Origin of the sequence: Xenorhabdus sp. SGI246, assembly GCF_040838225.1 — a bacterium.
GTDB lineage: Bacteria > Pseudomonadota > Gammaproteobacteria > Enterobacterales > Enterobacteriaceae > Xenorhabdus > Xenorhabdus indica.
Genome location: NZ_JBFPEZ010000023.1, coordinates 18,312 through 36,796, shown reverse-complemented (window position 1 = coordinate 36,796; position 18,485 = coordinate 18,312). Strand labels below are relative to the sequence as shown.

The 18,485-nt window shown below is 41.0% G+C and carries 14 protein-coding genes and 3 pseudogenes; 11 read left to right on the top strand and 6 right to left on the bottom strand.

Annotation, left to right across the window (positions count from 1 at the left end; all coding sequences use genetic code 11):
- Window positions 1-120: 120 nt before the first annotated feature.
- The 3 genes and pseudogenes from ABLA85_RS06050 (at window position 121) to ABLA85_RS06040 (ending at window position 1,884) form a co-directional block, all read left to right on the top strand.
- Entirely contained in the window at window positions 121-342 is a 222-nt protein-coding gene (locus tag ABLA85_RS06050; protein WP_047962450.1) for a type II toxin-antitoxin system Phd/YefM family antitoxin, read from the top strand.
- Entirely contained in the window at window positions 339-737 is a 399-nt protein-coding gene (locus ABLA85_RS06045) for a type II toxin-antitoxin system death-on-curing family toxin (RefSeq protein WP_367962237.1), read from the top strand. Before ABLA85_RS06050 ends, ABLA85_RS06045 begins: the two co-directional genes overlap by 4 nt.
- 666 nt (window positions 738-1,403) lie before the next feature.
- Window positions 1,404-1,884 (top strand): annotated as a pseudogene (locus tag ABLA85_RS06040) (transposase).
- 260 nt (window positions 1,885-2,144) lie between these two features.
- Here ABLA85_RS06040 and ABLA85_RS06035 read toward each other — a convergent pair.
- Together ABLA85_RS06035 and ABLA85_RS06030 are read right to left on the bottom strand one after the other, a co-directional pair.
- Window positions 2,145-2,396: pseudogene (locus tag ABLA85_RS06035) on the bottom strand (IS1-like element transposase); the annotation flags it as partial.
- A 119-nt stretch (window positions 2,397-2,515) separates the two neighbouring features.
- A complete protein-coding gene (locus ABLA85_RS06030; RefSeq protein WP_367962235.1) occupies window positions 2,516-3,466 on the bottom strand; it encodes a hypothetical protein in 951 nt (316 codons plus the stop codon).
- 596 nt (window positions 3,467-4,062) lie between these two features.
- On the opposite strand from ABLA85_RS06030, the gene ABLA85_RS06025 reads away from it, so the two are divergent.
- The 3 genes and pseudogenes from ABLA85_RS06025 to ABLA85_RS06015 form a co-directional block, all read left to right on the top strand.
- The gene (locus ABLA85_RS06025; RefSeq protein WP_367962233.1) at window positions 4,063-5,040 is read left to right on the top strand and encodes a tail fiber protein; all 978 of its coding nucleotides are present in this window, start codon (window positions 4,063-4,065) and stop codon (window positions 5,038-5,040) included.
- The gene (locus tag ABLA85_RS06020; protein ID WP_367962231.1) at window positions 5,040-5,654 is read left to right on the top strand and encodes a tail fiber assembly protein; all 615 of its coding nucleotides are present in this window, start codon (window positions 5,040-5,042) and stop codon (window positions 5,652-5,654) included. The genes ABLA85_RS06025 and ABLA85_RS06020 overlap by 1 nt, the downstream gene beginning before the upstream one ends.
- Window positions 5,651-5,959: pseudogene (locus ABLA85_RS06015) on the top strand (CmlB family chloramphenicol efflux MFS transporter); the annotation flags it as partial. The gene ABLA85_RS06020 and the pseudogene ABLA85_RS06015, both read left to right, overlap by 4 nt.
- A 440-nt stretch (window positions 5,960-6,399) precedes the next feature.
- On the opposite strand, the gene ABLA85_RS06010 reads toward ABLA85_RS06015, so the two are convergent.
- Together ABLA85_RS06010 and ABLA85_RS06005 are read right to left on the bottom strand one after the other, a co-directional pair.
- Window positions 6,400-7,359, bottom strand: coding sequence for a YgcG family protein (locus ABLA85_RS06010; protein WP_367962229.1), 960 nt, complete (start codon window positions 7,357-7,359; stop codon window positions 6,400-6,402).
- Between the two features lie 305 nt (window positions 7,360-7,664).
- Entirely contained in the window at window positions 7,665-9,080 is a 1,416-nt protein-coding gene (locus ABLA85_RS06005; protein ID WP_367962227.1) for an MFS transporter, read from the bottom strand.
- Window positions 9,081-9,175: 95 nt separating this feature from the next.
- Between ABLA85_RS06005 and ABLA85_RS06000 the strand changes: the two genes are divergently transcribed.
- Entirely contained in the window at window positions 9,176-9,832 is a 657-nt protein-coding gene (locus ABLA85_RS06000) for a helix-turn-helix transcriptional regulator (protein ID WP_367962224.1), read from the top strand.
- 82 nt (window positions 9,833-9,914) lie between these two features.
- Here ABLA85_RS06000 and ABLA85_RS05995 read toward each other — a convergent pair whose 3' ends face one another.
- The gene (locus ABLA85_RS05995; RefSeq protein WP_367962222.1) at window positions 9,915-11,564 is read right to left on the bottom strand and encodes an LTA synthase family protein; all 1,650 of its coding nucleotides are present in this window, start codon (window positions 11,562-11,564) and stop codon (window positions 9,915-9,917) included.
- Window positions 11,565-11,933: 369 nt separating this feature from the next.
- On the opposite strand from ABLA85_RS05995, the gene ABLA85_RS05990 reads away from it, so the two are divergent.
- The gene (locus tag ABLA85_RS05990) at window positions 11,934-14,024 is read left to right on the top strand and encodes a plasmid pRiA4b ORF-3 family protein (RefSeq protein WP_367962219.1); all 2,091 of its coding nucleotides are present in this window, start codon (window positions 11,934-11,936) and stop codon (window positions 14,022-14,024) included.
- A 157-nt stretch (window positions 14,025-14,181) separates the two neighbouring features.
- On the top strand, window positions 14,182-15,012 hold the full coding sequence (gene fdhD / locus ABLA85_RS05985; protein ID WP_367962218.1) for a formate dehydrogenase accessory sulfurtransferase FdhD: 831 nt from the start codon (window positions 14,182-14,184) through the stop codon (window positions 15,010-15,012).
- On the opposite strand, the gene ABLA85_RS05980 is transcribed toward fdhD, so the two are convergent.
- Window positions 15,009-15,773, bottom strand: a complete 765-nt coding sequence (locus ABLA85_RS05980; protein ID WP_367962216.1) for a transferase — start codon at window positions 15,771-15,773, stop codon at window positions 15,009-15,011. The genes fdhD and ABLA85_RS05980 overlap by 4 nt on opposite strands.
- Window positions 15,774-16,175: 402 nt before the next feature.
- Between ABLA85_RS05980 and ABLA85_RS05975 the strand changes: the two genes are divergently transcribed.
- Complete coding sequence (locus ABLA85_RS05975) at window positions 16,176-16,916, top strand: Slam-dependent surface lipoprotein (RefSeq protein WP_367962214.1); 741 nt, start codon at window positions 16,176-16,178, stop codon at window positions 16,914-16,916.
- Window positions 16,917-17,009: 93 nt separating this feature from the next.
- Window positions 17,010-18,485, top strand: coding sequence for a surface lipoprotein assembly modifier (locus ABLA85_RS05970; RefSeq protein WP_367962213.1), 1,476 nt, complete (start codon window positions 17,010-17,012; stop codon window positions 18,483-18,485).

Below are 18,485 nucleotides of genomic sequence, written 5' to 3'. Positions count from 1 at the left end.
ATTAAAATCAACTGGATGATAATACTACTAATTTATATTAAGGGACACAGCCTAGATCCCTATCGTTGAATAAACACCCAAAATATGTACAATTCATATGTACATCTTTGGAGATATATTATGCGTACATACACCTCAACCCAAGCACGAGCCAATATTTCAGAAGTGTTGGATGCTGCTACCCACGGCGAACCAGTTGAAATTACTCGTCGAGACGGCAGTTCAGCAGTCGTTATCAGTAAAGCAGAATTCGAGGCATACCAGAATGCCAAACTGGATGCAGAATTTGATTCGATTATGCAACGTCATGGGCATACGGTAGAGGCGCTGACAAACCGATGATATGGGTCAGTGCACAGGAAGTTATCGCTTTTCATGACCGTATATTGCAGCGGCTTCCGGGTGTTGCCGGAATGCCCGATTCTGGCAGAGCGGAAGCGCTTATCTATCGGGTGCAAAACCGTACCCACTATGAAGGTGTAACAGACATTTTTGAACTTGCAGCCACCTATTGGGTTGCTATCGCTCGTGGTCATATTTTCAATGATGGTAATAAGCGCACCGCATTTTTTGTTACCATGACCTTTCTTTACCGCAACGGTATCAAGATCCGTGATAACGATAATACGCTGGAAAATTTAACGGTAGAGGCCGCCACGGGCGCAAAAACTGTTGAGCAACTGGCGCAACATCTTCGTGAATTAGTAGACTGTGCTGATCCAAGCGGTAAGGTATAATTGCAACTTATTTTTATGGGAATGAGTGAACATTTCACTTTACCGTGTACCCAAGGGTGTACCCCTAGAAAATATTGAATAACACCGATCCAGTATTCATGCTGGTTTAAGCCCAATACTCAATGAATAGATTCAAGCCAGATAATACAAGTTATTACTGGCTTTTTTTCTATCATGATGTAGTAGAAATCCTTAAGCAGATGTAGATGTACTGACAGGTCGTACCGACTCTCTGTGAACCTGGTAACCCGGTCAGTCTATCGAGACTGTCGAATTAATGAGCAACTATCTTGAGCGCGATTTTTATGGCGTTATCTGATGATACGAATCATTCCATTCTACGGCTCTACACTCCTGTTGACTGCGATATCCAGTGAGGCTTTGGAAACATCAATGCCCACACAAAGTGGATTTGGCTGACTCATGATTACCCATCTTTGCAAATACGTTATGGATGACGGACAACTGTTCGGGTTTCAGATGAGTGGCTCAGTGTATGCGCCCATTGCTCATTAACGGGCTTAATCCCTTGATGGTTGTCTGACTGCATGATTGTTGCCAATCTCACTTAACCAGCATAAACCAGATTAAAGATACAAGATGGTTCTCCTCACTCTAACGGCAGTATATTAGCAGGGTGATTATTTTTGATAAGAGGCTACCATCATGAACAGCATCGCACTGATTGGCATCGATCTCGGCAAGCATTCTTTCCAGAATGACTTTATTGACGCCGAAGCCATCTGTGAAGCCACCTCACGACCCTCAATGCGTTTTGTTCAGCCCAGAACAGAAGCCCAACAGCCATGCGTGCCCTGCACCATGTCTCTGGGTGATGGAAAACAATATGCATGCAGCCGGGATTTTGCGGCCTCAACGGGTTTGGTTCCCCCGCCAGTACAACATTGGGGGAAAGACGACCTTATTGGGGATCAGTCAACAGGGTAACAAGACGCTCCGGCAACTGTTAGTACTCTGTGCCCGGTCATTCATTCAACATATCGAGCACAGGCAGGGAAAACTGGCTGACTGGGTTAAGCAACAACTTGAACGAAAGCACTCTAATATCGTCGCCTGTGCATTGGCCAATAAACTCGCCCGGCTTGCCTGGGCCATTACGACGCAACACACGGTATTTGATGCCTGAAGCCAGCGTCATTGTGAACCTATTTAACGCTCCCCACTGGTTTTGCGAAGACTGATAATTGATGACATGAACGGCCTACCGGCCTGATAAGAAACCTAACCTTAAAAATGGCTCTTTGAAGCCGAGAGCTTTTTCAGGTTCATCAAGCGCGGAACTCATTGAGGCGCAAGTATCCTTACCTATAGTGACGCCGGATAGATTTAAGCAAGCCAACCATTCATCAAAATGAGTGTTGCAATAAAGAAGGGGAACCATAGATTTAATGTGCGAATGACGGTGTTAATGCCAATTTTCAGAACACGAGCGGTATCTCTAACACCAGAGTTATTCATTACTATATCAACAATCTGCTCTTTCATTCCGGGATTACAGTCTTGATAGGTGTAATTCAGTTGAAAGGTTTTACGGTAGGCATAGCAGTGATAACGCGGATGCCCATTACGCCCTTTTCCATGCCCTTTAACCGCTTCTGTTTTGTGACAGTAACGGCAAACCTCCTCAACTTTAGCCATATCTCACCCGTAATAAAAAGCGGGGAGTTTATCACAATATCTAATTATTGGGAGCATTACCAAATTATGATGGTTAATTTTTAAACTTATATTATTAATTAAAAATACCAACTGCTATGTTATTTTTTCTTAGGTAAGGGAGTTTCTTTATTGACATCAACCATATCAAGATTATACAAATCAAAATTCACATACTCTTTTAATGTTTTTGGAGATTTATATATCCTTGGTTTACCATAAACGAATACAAACGCTGTCGGCTTAATTTCGGCAGAGATAGATGAAAGCCTTTTTGTTACTAATTTTTTAATAGGATACTTTTCAATTAATTTGTCTCCTATATAAAGAGAAACAGGCAAAATTTCATCTAATTCATTCTTGAAACCTTTTTTAAACTTAATTTTGTATCCTTTTTCATGTCTATCAACATAAGCCCAGCCATAATAAATCAAGCCATATTCTGGTAAATCCTCAAGCTTTTGCTCCCAAATCAGTTTTAAAAATGAAGAATATGGGATATTCATACCACTTATATTGATGGACCTGTTACTAATAGTATTATCAGATGAATATCTGAGAAACCTGCTTACTATAGTTCTAACAGAATAAACATTGCCAATAAAACCAATTTGTTTAAGATTATATGAAATGTTTTTGTTTTTATATTTTATGTTTCTTTTCAAATCTTCCAACTTAAAATCTATTTTTTTATCATTAACTTCATAATACGAAGGAGGTCTTACCAGTAAAAAAGAATCAACAACAGAAAGATCAATTGATTTTTTCTCGGTATTATTGTTTTCTAAAATTACCTCAGTTATTTTCAAAGGTACTTTATTAAAAACCTCACAACTTTCATCATGATCGCCATAAACCCTAAAATGTGGAACAACCTTCATTTTTTGGGTTTCTTCATCAATATTTGCACACGTTACTTGGGCCCGGCAATTCTCACCAGGACAAATAAAGGCCTTTTTGCTAGTAATAAGACCTGCCCAGTAAAACTCGTAAGCTCTATCAGCATCAATAAAATCTTCTATTTCTAAGGAATAAGCAACATCTAAAGACATATTAATTCCATAAAATTTCAGTTGGATAATAGTAGCATTCATTTATACTGCGTAAATCGCGAACGATCAAACACAAATAAAATTAGTGTACCATCCAAGATAATACAGAAATAAATAATATATAAATCAATATATTATCAAATAAAGTCAGTTTAGATTCAAAAATATTGAATAATGTTTCTTAGCGATTCACAACATCTCAAAAACCAGTAAAAATAACATATCAAATATAAGCTATTTAGTAGAACAGAAACTGTTAAAACCAATATCAAAATAACGTCAGAAGCTACATAATTAATATATCTCATTCATATTTGATAAGGGGTGCGGTCCGATCATTAAGAAATGAATGGGGTCCTTCTTATTGTATAATTTTAATCCGCAGCAAGATGAATTTTGTTATTTCTCCGTCTGTTATTTTAAGTCATCCTGCCATCAAAACATGCAGCTCACCAAATATTGACCAATTGAATTTAGCCATACCCGTACTCTCCAGTATTGATGAACCAGTTTATTTATGTTCACAGGCGGAGAAGTTTCCCACCGCCTTCATGTTATTTAGCAATATGTATTGTTGATGAAATGAGGGAATAAATATGCAAGATAAAAAACCTGAGACAAAAACATTAGATGATAGCGGTCTTGTGATCGTTACAACACCGGAATATATCAAAGATTCAATCAAAGAAGCGATAGAAAAACACGCCCTAAGTCGCAACCATCCAGATGCAACGCTACGTGATAAAGGATTTGTTACCCTGAGCAATGATGTCAGCAGTGATAGCGAGGCTAACGCAGCAACACCAAAAGCAGTGAAAGTAACATATGACCTAGCCAATACAGCCAACCAAAACGCCAACAATGCGAATAACAATGCCAATACCCGCTTAGCGAAAGACCAGAACGGAGCTGATATTCCTGATAAAGACACTTTTGTAAACAATCTCGGATTACGTGATACAGTCAATCAGGCGGAAAATGCCTTGCAAAAATCAGCTATTGTTCAACAAACTGGAGTATCTAATGACTTTGTGATGAGCCAAAATGTGACAACTATGCTGATCAGTGAGCTCATCAAAAAAGAAGACGCTGAATTATTGGCAGTTCCCATCGGTGGAATTTTAATGTGGTGCAGTGATCTGCCGCATCCCAATAACTTCCTGCCGATGGAAGGCGGGAAAATTGACCCTAATAAATATCCTGAATTACTCAAACACTACCCTTCAGGAAATCTGCCAGATTGGCGGGGTTATGTGCCTCGTGGATGGGATAAAACCGGAAGTGTTGACCCAGAGACTGGGAGGGTACTGGGATCATTTCAGGCTGATACTATCAGAGATATCACGGGAGTAATTAGGACAGGTAGTCGAAAAACAGATGAGATTTTCGATCATACAACTGGAGCATTCTCCATCATTGACCAAGGTAGAGGAAGTCACGTTTACAGTGACGCATTTGGGGACAATGGCTACGTTTATGAAGATCGAGAATTTCGTGCATCTTCCGTTGTCCCAACATCGGCTGAAAATAGGATGAAAAATGTTGCGGTGATATTTTTAGTAAGGGGAAGGTAATGACTCAGCCAACAGAACCACCGATACAATTTGACGAAAATGGATTTGCTCTGTCCTATGGTTGGGTACAGGTTTATTGCACGAATGCGGTAAACCGGGAATACATCGGAACAAAACTGGAACGTACCTTTATTGGTGTTACTTTATCTGCGGGATCGTATCTGGATGAACCCAAACTGCCCAAAGCGCCGAATAAGGTGATTTGCCGGACAGTTGACGGCAAATCATGGGAGTATGTACCAGATTACCGGGGTAAAAAGGCATACCATATTAAGACTCGTGAACATATTGAGATAATGGAAATTGGGGATCTTCCCACAGAACTCACGCTACTGGAGCCGAAAACTCCCTTTGATAAATGGAATGGTACACAGTGGGTGACGGATATTGAAGCACAGCATCAACATGAAGTGCAGCAGGCAAAATCTCAGAAACAACAATTGCTGATTGAGGTGTTTCATCGGATTGCTCCACTACAGGATGCCGTCGATTTAGGTATTGCCACTGATGCCGAAAAATCTGCACTCACTGCATGGCGTAAATACCGGGTGTTGCTCAGTCGGGTGGATTGCTCAATTGCCCCTGATATCGTATGGCCTGAACAACCAAAGTGATAACAGGAGCATTATTACTGTCTGTTGGGGAAACGCTCATGCCTAAGTCGGTATTTGGCTTCATCGTCCCAATGTGGTTAGTCGGTGTTGGAGTCTCTATGGCGATTTCTGTTGCACCTAACGGGGCTCTACAAGGTTTTGATCATATGGCCGGCACTGTAACAGCACTCTACTCTTGTCTGGGAGGGTTATTGTTGGGAATAGGCGGAACGCTTACTATTACCTTTTTATCCAATGCGACTACCTGGCCGATTATCACTTATTGCCTAGTTCTGGCAATAGTAGTGCTTTGTTTGTCCTGCTTTATTAACAATGAAGGGTACAAGCAACCGGATCAAAATCATTAAGTGGATGATCTATAGATACCGCGGTATGAATAACTTCTTTCTGAAGTCTCATATCGCGTATTTTAACAATATTCTATTTCAAGCATTTGGTTTGATTCGAATTATTCAAATAGTAAAAATAGCAATACGTTGTGTGAATTATCAACAAAACCTGTCAGATTTCGCGCTCGGTAAAATTTCAACATCTTGAATACTCAATGTTGGAATTATCGATATGCCATATAAGAAACTAAAATATAGGTAAATAATTATGCCAATCCTTAACGATTAAAACCCTATCGACCAAATGGAGAAGATATTTTAGTTAAGCGTACAAAATAAAATGAAAAAAGCAGACATGTTCTTATATTACAAATAAAAAGTATGTCTGCTTAACAATCAGATTCTAACCAAACAGGTTACCAATCCCCTGATGCCCCATCATTGTCACTTTTTCCGCCCCCACCGGAAAAACTGTCATCGTTAGGGTTTGCCGTACGCTCAGTAGCAGTAGTAGGAGATTCTGAACCGGAACCACCAAATAACCCACCAAAGAGACTACTGAATAAACTGCCCAGTAACGATGCACCGAAAAAGAGCACAACAAGTATCAGAATGACTGGTAAGAAGAAAATCATCAGATAGTATCCCAACGGGATAGTAGGAAAAATACCAACCAAACTGAGGACAAAAGTACAGACAGCCACCGTTGATGCACTCTTGAGGAAACGCTTAAATCGACCACCTTTGCGGAAAACCAGCAGTGGCAAAGATATCAGGCCGATCAACCAAAAAATCAGCAGATTTGAAAAATCTTTATCTGATATGTTGTCGGAAGTATCGCTGTTGTCGTCTTCAAAAGCCTGCGTAATCTTCGATGTTTCTTGCGACGCTTTCTCTTGCCAGGGTTGTTTTACCAAGGATTCAAGGGACTCAATACTATTATTGAGACCTTCATAATAGTCATCCTCTTTGAAAGCAAGCTTCGCATCCTTACGTAAAATATTTGCCAGTTGAGTTTCCGTTAGCTGCTTTTTAAGCCCGGAACCAACGGCAATACGCATCTTATGATCATTTGATGCCACCAAAAACAGAATGCCATCATTACGTTGTTTACTGCCTAGTTTCCATTCGGTGAATACGCGGGAAGCAAAGGTTTCAATATTATCACTCCCTGTCGTCGGAATAATCAAAACCGCCATTTGAACCTTATGTTCTGATTGCAATTTTTTCAGCTTGCGAGTCAAACGCTGGTGTTCATTCTTGGTTAGGACATTGGATACATCCGTTACACTCTGGGTAAGTGCCGGAACTTCAACGAGCGTCGTCTCTTGTCGGCTCTCTTTTGCTGATACACTGCTTATGCTAAAGAAGAGCATAAATAGTATCAAAACATGTTTTATTATTGAGCGGCTATATCTTTGGGTATGTTTTATGTTGGTACTTAAACAATCCATGGGTAGATTGGAAATCATGAACATCAAATATCCTTAGTTTTATTTCATAACATCTTTCCATATCATATTATATTTACCTATCTTGTTACGTCTAATATTGTAATTATCTAAATGAATTGATGGGTATTAAAGGAATTTAATATGGCTGATATTCTGCAAAAACCGATACTTTTTATGCATTGGTTTTCCATAGAAAGCCAATGCACAGATTATACCATTTGCCTATTTTACTGCTGCTCTACTGTAATCCTTGCTGATTTCCATGCAGTCAATAATGCCAATATTGGTGCAATAGCGAAAAGTAAAAATAACCAATGGGAAGAAGAAACAGCACCTTCAATGCCGCCGGGTTGATAAAATCCAAATATGTTGGTGACCATGCCAGCTAATGCAGAGCCAAATGCTGTGGCAAATAGCTGAACGGTAGTAATAGATGAGCCGGCAATGTTTTTATCAGTATCACTGGAAACCTGCAAAATGCGGGTCAACAAATGAGGCCAACCAAAACCAACACCAAAACCAAATAGCCCTAAGCCCAAAATTATCGGTAGTATTATTTGCCACTCTCCCGCTGACTGATGGGGCAACATTACAAGCAATATCAGCATACCAATAAACATGAAGGCAGGACCACTTACAATCGCAAAGCGCATTTTCCCACCCTGCCAACTAGCACTGAGCATTTCCCCAATCGTCCAACCAATTGCCGCAGTGGCGACCATATAACCAGAAGCTAAAGGAGATTGCCCGTGCAGAATTTGCAGAAAATAGGGAACAAAAACATCACCCGCCAGCCCTATCACTAAAAGCGAGATAGTAACGAATAAGATCAGATGGGGAGAGTGCCAATTCAACGCATTTTCTGGAAATAATTTTGCTGAAGTTCGGGATTCATAGATAACCAATAAGGATACCAATATTACTGCTGTAACAATGCCAAGAATATTGATACGCACATCTTGTGACAAACTCCCTGAGGAAACTGCGAGTACAGCAGCAGATAGCAGAATAAGCTGCACAACGGGTAACGCTGTTTTCGTTGTATTATCTACCTGTTTTTGAGGGAGAATCCGATAAGTGAATAAGGCATACAACAAAATAATAGGCAACATAATGCCAAACGCATAACGCCACACATTCATTTCAGCAAAAATACCGCCAATAGCTGGCCCGATCAGGGTTGACACCCCCCATACTCCTGAAATTAATGCCATCGCTCGTGGCCAAAGCGATTGTGCAAATACCAAATTAATCATTGAATAGGAAAGTGCAAAGAGAAATCCACCTCCAAGCCCCTGTATGGCTCTCCCAATCAGCATAATTTCCATTGTTGGTGCTAAAGTACAAAATAAACTGCCAATGAAAAAAATCAGTGCTGCAACCAAATAAGCATTTCTTGCACCTGATGCACTCAGAAGTCGTGCTGAGAGTATCGATCCGATAATAGATGCTACAACAAACAGCGTTGTATTCCAGGCATAAAGGTTCAATCCCCCGATATCCTTTACAACAGAAGGCAAAATCGTAATCGCAATCAAAGTATTAACAGCCATCAATCCTACACCCAGTGAAAGCGCTATCGCACTCGGTGCATTTTTACTGGAAAACAGATCCCTCCAGCGATTTTCTTCAGTCATTGCCATGATGATTATTCCTGAACCCAGGTTGAGTTGTGAAATTTGTTACGTTAAATTAAACAAGATAAATCTTGGAATAAATTACTGTCAGGTTCAACAATATGTCAAGCATTGACTTGGAAAATAGCATGATGACGCCACACTCTGTGAGTGAACGATTATTGATGCTATTAAAAACACGAGGTGCTATGCAATCTGCTGATGCTGGTAAGATATTAGGCACCACTGCGGAAGCAGCCCGACAACAGTTTGTGAAACTGGCTAAAGAGGGTTTGGTTGAAGGGCACTCAGAAACCAGGGGAGTCGGTCGTCCTATTCAGCTTTGGTATCTGACCGACAAAGGGAACGCTAAATTTCCCAATACTCATGCAGAATTAACCGTCCAGATGATTACGATTATCCGCGATCAATTAGGTGAATCAACTTTGGATTTAATTATCAAATCTCGTGAAAAAGAAGTTTCTGATAATTATAAAACCGCAATGGAAGGAGCAACTGGATTACAGGAAAAAATTGAGCGGCTGGCTAAGATACGCTGCCAGGAAGGTTATATGGCTCAATATATCGTTCAGGAAGATAATTCAGTTTTGTTTGTTGAAAATCACTGCCCAATCTGTGCAGCCGCCAGCATATGCCAGGGTTTTTGTCGCGCTGAACTCAAAATGTTTCGGGAAATTCTGCAAGCGCAAGTGGAAAGAACTGAATATATTCTGAACGGTGCCCGACGCTGTGCTTACCGCATTACACCATTGAAATAGACCAGATAAAGCTTACATATAAAACCTACACGATTGAACGCATGTAGGTTTTATATGCGGCAATATTTACACAGCAGCCAGATTATTCTTTACCTGCCACAAATAACTGCTGGTAAATATAATGCTTATAGCTCTCCACTAATGCTTTGTCCTGACAGTCATTAAGTTCACCACCACATAAATGACGCATCGTTATATTAGCCTGATAGAATGGCGGAATTGTTAACCGAGCTCTTTCCAAAATCATCCCGCCGAGAAAAGAAATATCTGTCAGCTTACCGATGGTCATAGGCGTTCCCTGTTTCAGATTATCCCGCATCGTAAATTGAGTCAGATATGCCGGATTAGGCAGTGAAGAGGAATATTGGTTAAAATCGATATTAGGTTGATGATCACCAAATGAGAGAAAAACTGTCGGCTTATCACGTTTAGCCACAAATTCACTGAATTCTTTGATAGCTGGATCCGATGTCGTGATCTTTTCCATATAGTGGCTGAATTTTCCTATTGCCGATGAATCTTCAAGTTTGCCCGTCAATCCATAATCATCGCTATAGTTCTCTTCATAAGGCCCATGCTCGTACATAGTCAGAGCGTAAATAAATATGGGTTTATCCGTCTCCTCAGCCAGGAGAGTTTTCACGTAAGACAATATATCTTGTGTCCTGATCTGCCACAAATTCTCATCCATACTTGCTGGATAACCCAACTCTTGTGGCTGGATAATGCGATCAACACCCAATGTTTGGTACGCATGTCCGGCATGATAGGCAGATTTATTAAATGGCGTCAGCACCACAGTGTAATAACCATTGTCTTTCATGGCATGAAACAGGCTATTTTGCAGATGATCAACCACAAAATAAAACACAGAATTTTTACGCGAGCCGAAGTCATCAGTATCTAATCCAGTCAGGATAGAGAACTCTGATAGCCATGTTCCACCACCAAAGGTTTGTACCCGGAGTGGACTTTGCGCGCTGACCCCTGCATCATGCTGAAACATAAAAAGGTCTGGTAACCGGGTATTCGCCGGTAACTGATAAATATGCGGATTAACCGTAGATTCCTGTAATAATACAATCACATCCGGTTTTACATCTGCTTGTGGTTCAGGCAGAGTGACATTTTTCGCCTGCTGCAAAAAATAATCTGCTGATACACCAAACTTAGGAGATTGATACTCTACATCTTTAGCTGACATAACCATATTAGTCATGGTCCCACGCCCTTTGGGTAATTCAGCCTGCCATTCGTTATGGTAAGCATTGACGGTAAGATTGACACTCCCAACACCGGCAGCAACCAATACAACACTCAACGCCCGCCATTTTAGCCCTCGCACCGGATTCGCACTTCTCCAGCTCAGGAACATATTGAAGATTAGCCAAACCAACATCGCTACTACTGCAAGACCAGCTAACCAATAGTGGCGCAGTGTTTCCTGATTTGAAGGATCGAGCATAATATTCAAATCAGAGAACATCAGTTGGTCTTTATAGTAGTGAACTTTTAGCTGGTTGAGGAATTTGATGATAATAAAAAGGGTTCCGGTAAATACTGCGGAAAACAACCAACGTGCTGAAATAAGAAATACCAGTCCAAAGAGTGTACTAAATACACTAACAGAAACTAACGCAGGATAGATATCAGCACTTTTTTCAAATACTAATACCAGAGCTGCGAGTAACAATATCCCCAAATAAACCCCTGAGATTATTTTTTTCTTCATACTTTACTGTGTTCCATGCATGAGTCCAGTTTCACACCAGCCGATGAAAATAGCACAGGTTTCCCGACATACTGTAGACAAAATAAAGCAAGTCTTTCAGTACCTAATGTGCCAACCTGACAGATAAGGGTAAGTTTTTAAAAAATCTATCACCATGATTCTACTGTTAACACTATGTTGGTTAATGTAATAGCAATTAACTATTAAATTTAAAATCTGCTGAATAAATTGGCGATCACAGTGACAAATAAGAGTATTATCAGAATGAAATCCTGTTAATAACTATATTTACAATCTAGGTTAAATTAGATTGGACAGTACGATCATGATTATTCTTATTGATTAATATATTGAAAATAGAAGAGATTGATGATGAAACTAACACCTGAAAAATTGTGCTCTGCGATAGAAGAATATGCCCTCCAGCCAGAGAAGGAACGACATTTAACCCCAAAACAAGTTCAGTGGTTTGCCAATCCAGAGAATATCTTTTTGATGATCACTACGGCATTAACTCTACCTGAGGAAACTATGGATGATATAGGGGACAGCGTCCAAGATTGGCTTGAAGTTGCCATCTCAGAACTCGCGTTAATCGCTGTCAATTCACCTAAGGAAGTTAAACAACAATTTGAACAAGCTATTGAACTAATTCTAAATTATGCTAAAGAAAACTTCGAGCTGCATAGTGAAAACGTATTGTTATGCTCCTCAATATTGAAGAGATACCAGTTTCACATCAAAGCTGACATTGCCCAATTGTTGGATATTACAAAACGTACCGATAGCACAAATGTGGCTTCTTTTCCTCAAAAGCCTCCCAAATTAAAACAACTCATTCATGAGCTTAATCTTCAATCCGGCATCGAATTCATTGAATTTTTTGAAGATGGTTTTTCTGTTGCACCCCCTGACGCGTTACACCATATACTGTCGGAAGTCATACAGTATTCATGGGGTATTGATGCACTACTTTTGCTAACTCAATACTTTGAGGAACCAATAGCGCTTACCAGTGCACAAGTGCTGGATCAATGTTCTTCTTCTGCCTGGAAAAATTTATCCTATTTGCAGCTTATAAACCTGTGTGCTCGCTTCAACCGCCATTCTTCAATTAAACCCTATATGAAGCAATGGAAAAAACGAGCACTGGCACACCATAAGGCACGGGCGACAGCAGAAATATACGAAATATACGCCACCCAAGTTGACGGTAATGATTGCGCTAGCATGATGATGAAAGCCACACTGGATGGTCAGGAATACCAGATAAGTATGATGTTGGATTTTAAATCTGGTATCCGGGAAACCTTATTGAATACCGTCCCTGACCAAACACTCAGTGAGTTAATAGCACAATTAAGCACCGATACCAGTGTTGAATTTACGCTTGTTTCTCCAGACTGGCTGCAACAAGTGCTACCGTGGATCTTTTCCGTTCAGCAAGCTAAAAATACACCTCTCGACCTTTACTCACTTTATTGGTTGTCACAATTGCCTATCGACTGGACTCAACCAGAAGAGTTTAATCTTGAACAATGGAGCCAGAAATTGGGTTATGAGGTAAACCCGAAACGGCAAGAGCAGAGTCGCCTCGGTTACTTCAGCCTCGGCCAATCTGTTGAATCAGCACTCATGATGAGCTGGCTGGCACCAGAAGAATGTATATTGAAAGCGAAAAAACCCAGAGACTTATTGAAACTCTACTATTATGCAAACAAGGACGTGTTTACCGGGCGTCTGACTTACTCCGCCGCTGTCGAGAGATATAAGCTATCACCAGAAGAGAAACGTTTGACGAATGAATATCTGGATTTGGCTCATGCGCTCCACGATCCCGCGATAAACCGTAAGAGATTTGGTTTATTTGATACCCTGTCTGAATTCAGTTTTCAGCTCTTTACTATGGATCTGGATGACCTCTCTTCTTCAATCCCACCACAAGGGTTGGTTATCAAAATTAGCTTACTGGAAGCAAGTCCTGCTATCTGGCGTCGGGTTCATATCAGTAACCAGATGACACTGAATGAATTGCATGATGTGATACAAAATGTCATGGGATGGGAAAATGTGCACTTGTTCCGTTTTGAACTTGGGGGAATAGAAATCCCGGAAGAAAATTATGACCAGGTATGTATTGGTTTATTCTTACGTGATATTGGTGATGAACTCAACTACCAGTATGACTTTGGTGATGACTGGCTCCATCAGGTAACAGTAGAGAAGGTGCTTGAAAAAGATGTCCTTCAGCCTAAAGTTACCGCAGGTAACGGAGTCTGCCCAACTGAAGATTCTGGCGGTATTTGGGAATGGAATTATTTACTCAAGTTGAGAAAGAGAAAACTATTGACCGAAGATGAAGCAGAGCACTTGGAATATATCGGGTTGTCCCCAAGTGAATCACTTGAACCTTTTGATAAACAAGAAGCAAATCATAGGCTCAGAAAACTATTCGAATAGTTTTTTATTCGAATTAAAGAACTGTTCAAGCAATAAAGTCAGTAAAACCAGAGAAGAAAATAGTCTCTGGTATTTTTACTGACAACGCAAGCGCCGGATTGAGCCGATGATATTCAATCAACAGCATCATAAATTAATCCGATGGAGAATGAAGCAGATGAGTAACACAAGGTCAGGAAACCACTTAATCACTAATGAGATTTGCGGTACTTCCCGTATCTATGTACAACAAAAAAATCATCTGAGCAGCCCCAAACTGGATCGGGTGGCAGAAGAAGTCCCCATTGCCTTAGTTTACAACGGCATTTCTCATGTTGTGATGATGGCAAGTCCGAAAGATCTCGAACATTTCGCAATTGGCTTCTCATTATCGGAAGGACTGATCATTTCTCCACAGGAAATTCGTGGTATTGATTCAATTATCAGTTGTCACGGCGGCATTGAATTACATATCGAACTCTCCAGTCGCCGTTTTGCTGAATTGAAAGAGCGCCGTCGCAGTATGGCTGGCAGAACGGGTTGTGGTATTTGTGGCACCGAACAGCTATCTGAAATATTTCGCCCAATCACTCCCCTGCCCTTTACACAAAATTTCTCATTAAGCTATCTGGATCAGGCGCTTTCACAATTACCCCGTTTGCAAAATATCGGTGCAATAACGGGTTGTACACATGCTGCTGGTTGGATTGACTTAGAAGGAAATTTACTGGGTGGATGCGAAGACGTTGGTCGTCATGTTGCATTGGATAAGTTACTGGGAATGCGATCCAAAACAGGTTGGCAGCAAGGAGCCGTTTTGGTTTCCAGCCGGGCCAGTTACGAAATGGTGCAAAAATCCGCCAATTGTGGCGTGGAAATAGTGTTTGCAGTTTCTGCCGCTACTTCACTTGCAATCGAAGTAGCGGAAAAATGTAACCTGACACTGGCAGGTTTCTGTAAGCCGGGACGAGCGACAGTATATACACACCCTCAACGGTTAAAAGATTAATCAAGGCTATGAAACACCCACAAATTGGGTTCGATGTAGTGGGCCATCTGTTTCTCCGTATCCACCACCAATGGCACTAATCCACCTGGAATGATGTATTCCCCACTTTGTGGGAATTTCATACTTATCCATTCTTGCCACTCTTCCACTGTACCGTAAATATTCATCGAACGGAGTGCAGGTTTGATGATTTTGGCCCCTAAACGCCAATGAGTACGTATCCAGGGATCAAATGGCTCCCCTTTTTCATTTTTCCAGTTACAGTATTCAACAAAATCTTGCAGTGGATAACAACTTTTCAGACTTGGCCTGACAGGAACAACCATCCCTTGCAACCCCGCTTCACGAGCGGTTTGTTTCACACTATCAATTAATAAAGCCGGAACATGATGTCCACGGAATTCAGGATCAACAGTCACAGACAAAGCTGACAGCATATTTGCTTGCTTTTTTCCCTTAGCCTCTGCACCCTTACGCAATACTGCATCCCAACCATCGTCAGGCAGTTGATTTAAGGAAGTTTGCTCCCACGGAAAAGGAATTGAATTCAATAATCCAATCAGACGTTCTTGTTGCCCTTGTTTAAGGATGGCACATTTTTGAAAATGACTAAAATCAGGCTCATATAACGTATCCCAATATTGCTCGACCACCTCACCATGATCTACAAATTCCGGCCAACTGGCACTGATAAGATCATAGGATGCTTCCCTAAAATCTTTCCTTTCTTTAGCTGATTGAATAATGATTTTGGCGTCCATAACAGGTTCCATATTAAACAGATATCAGATTGATAAATATAAAGACATTCTTAATAGAATTTGAGTTATGCTCATGCAAAAAAAAGCTTCTCCGAGTATAAGTAACTATTTCACTGAATAAAATTAGATTATTAATACCACAACAATATAAAGTGTTTAAGTTTACCAACCTCACACTTTTGACAAAAAGAAAATTGTTCCCCTTCTATCAAAAAAAGAAAAAGTCAAATAAATTCATTATATTATACAAAAACCACTTTTAACCACCCCACACAACAAAAACAAACAAGAATTATTATCATTTACATTATCATATGAAAAGTGTAATTTCCTTTGCGCAGTAAATCAGTTCATTTTTCATGATGGGGTAAAAAGGAACCCCTATTCCAAACGAGGATAATAATGAGAAAGATTAAAGTATTAGTCGCCGCTGTAGGCGCCTTAGGATTTATGGCACAGGCTCAGGCAGCAGTAGGATTTGGTCAGAGTCAAGTAAGTACACCATCATATATTAAGGTTGGGAAAACCGAAGCGGGTCGTGGTCCACACGGTGGCGGAGCAGGTGAACCGGGTATAGGTGTCAGTTCTATCTACGGTGGTCAAATCACTGGGTTTGCTGGTCTGACCCGTATGGCTCCAGCCGATAATAATGGCATTCATAATATCTCAATGGCGGGTGCTCCGGGTACGCACGGTGGTATGGGAGTATTTCATTTCAGCAAAGTTGCCAATGCGGATGTTTACTTTGGTGAATGGTCCCAGACGGGTAATGCCAATGATCCAACCCATACGGTTTATTACGCTGGCAAGGATGTCACTACCAACATTCCAACCGATGGTACAGCAACTTATACAGTGACAGGTATTAACCAATACAGCGGTAATAATGCTCTGTCCGGTGAATTTACCGCAGATTTTGGTGAAAAAACACTGGTTGGTTCGATGGCCAATAACACAATGGAAATTGGCATTGATGCCCAAATCCAATCTGATGCGAAATTTGTAGGTAGGGCACTCACAGGGGATCTTATTGGGAAAACAGAAGGTCATTTCTTTGGTGACAGTGCATCCAGTCTGGCTGGATATGCCAAATTTGACGATGACAGATCCAAAGATACCGCCTTCGGTGGTACTAAACAGTAATTGTTAATTTTTTAGAGAACAGTGCCCCAAATGGGTACTGTTCTCTGTTTTTATTTTTTCTAATAGCATGAACTTTGTGATCTGGTTTCCCCAATGTTTGACAATAGAAAAACGCCAATATTATTAACAGCATTGATAGCCTTATGCTTTTCTTTATCCACTTATGCTGATGAAGATACCTCACGTAAAATCTGGCAAGAGGCACAACATAATCAACAGGAAAAAGAAAACAATCTGATTACCCCTGATCCCATTTTTACCGAGGACAACGCTTCATCTATTGTCATTAATGGGCGAACATTTCAGGTAGAAAATAATCTAAATGATATCGGTCAGGCTCTCTATCTTGCCGTAAACCACCGACAATGGCCGGATGTCAGTCGCTTTCTCGCCGCTTACCAAAAATTATCCGGGCATGATGCTATGTTGGTGAATTTTGCCCAGGGTGGGCTGGCACGTTTTGAAGGTGACTTGGATCTCGCTGCCTATCATTATCAACAAATTCTGAACCAACAACCCGATTTTCTTCGCATCAAACTAGAATTAGCTCGTGTCTATTTTGAAGATCATAAAAACCGGGAAGCTGAAGACCTGTTCTCAGCATCGAGTGAACCGCAACAGTTACCAGAAGCAGTTTTAAAGAACATTAACAGTTACCTGGAAGCCATAAAACTGAGAAATGGTTGGCGTGGCTCATTCTCTGCTGGTTATGCCTATAACGATAACGTCAATATGTCTCCTGATCAGGAAAGCTTCTCTCAGTATTATGACCTAAAGAATAACCGATTCTTTCAAAGCCAAGTCCCCAGAGCCATCAAGGCATGGGGGATGTCTTATGATGCTACATTAAACCGGCGCTACCAGCTTATCGGCCATCACGGTATTTTTGGGCGTGGTCTGATTTATGGTGAAAACTATCGTGATTACCACGATGAGAACGAAAACACTTTCCAGCTAATCGGTGGCTACAATTATAAAAACAGGAGCCACAATATCTCTTTTGGTCCTGTGTTTGAATATAAGCAGCGTGCTGGTGATACCTTTTATCGCGCCACAGGTCTCAAAACTGAGTGGGGATGGGGAATTACCTCCCAAACAGCTCTTAATATTGAACTTGAGCACAAACAATTGCGCCATCAGCAACATTACCGCAGAAAAGATGGCGCACTCACCTCTTCTTACCTCACCTTATCCCACGCCATTAACAAAGAATTTATCCTGTTTGGCGGCGGTGACTGGGTTTACCGGGATAACGACCTGCATCCCGCAGACCGTTATCAACAATGGGGTGCACGTGCCGGGATTGCCGGGCAAATCTACCGCGGTATAAATGGCTCACTATTTGCCACACTGCGGGATCGGCGCTTTGGCGCTTACAGCCCGATGCTTAGGGCCAGACGTCAGGATACGGAGCAAATTTACACTGCTGTTATCAAAATTCCTGCCGCTGAAATATTGGGCATGACCCCCTCTGTGACTTTCCGCCACCGACGCAATCACAGCAATGTGGATTGGTTGTACAGCTTTAACAAAAACGAAGTGCTGATCAGGCTGGAAAAATATTTTTAA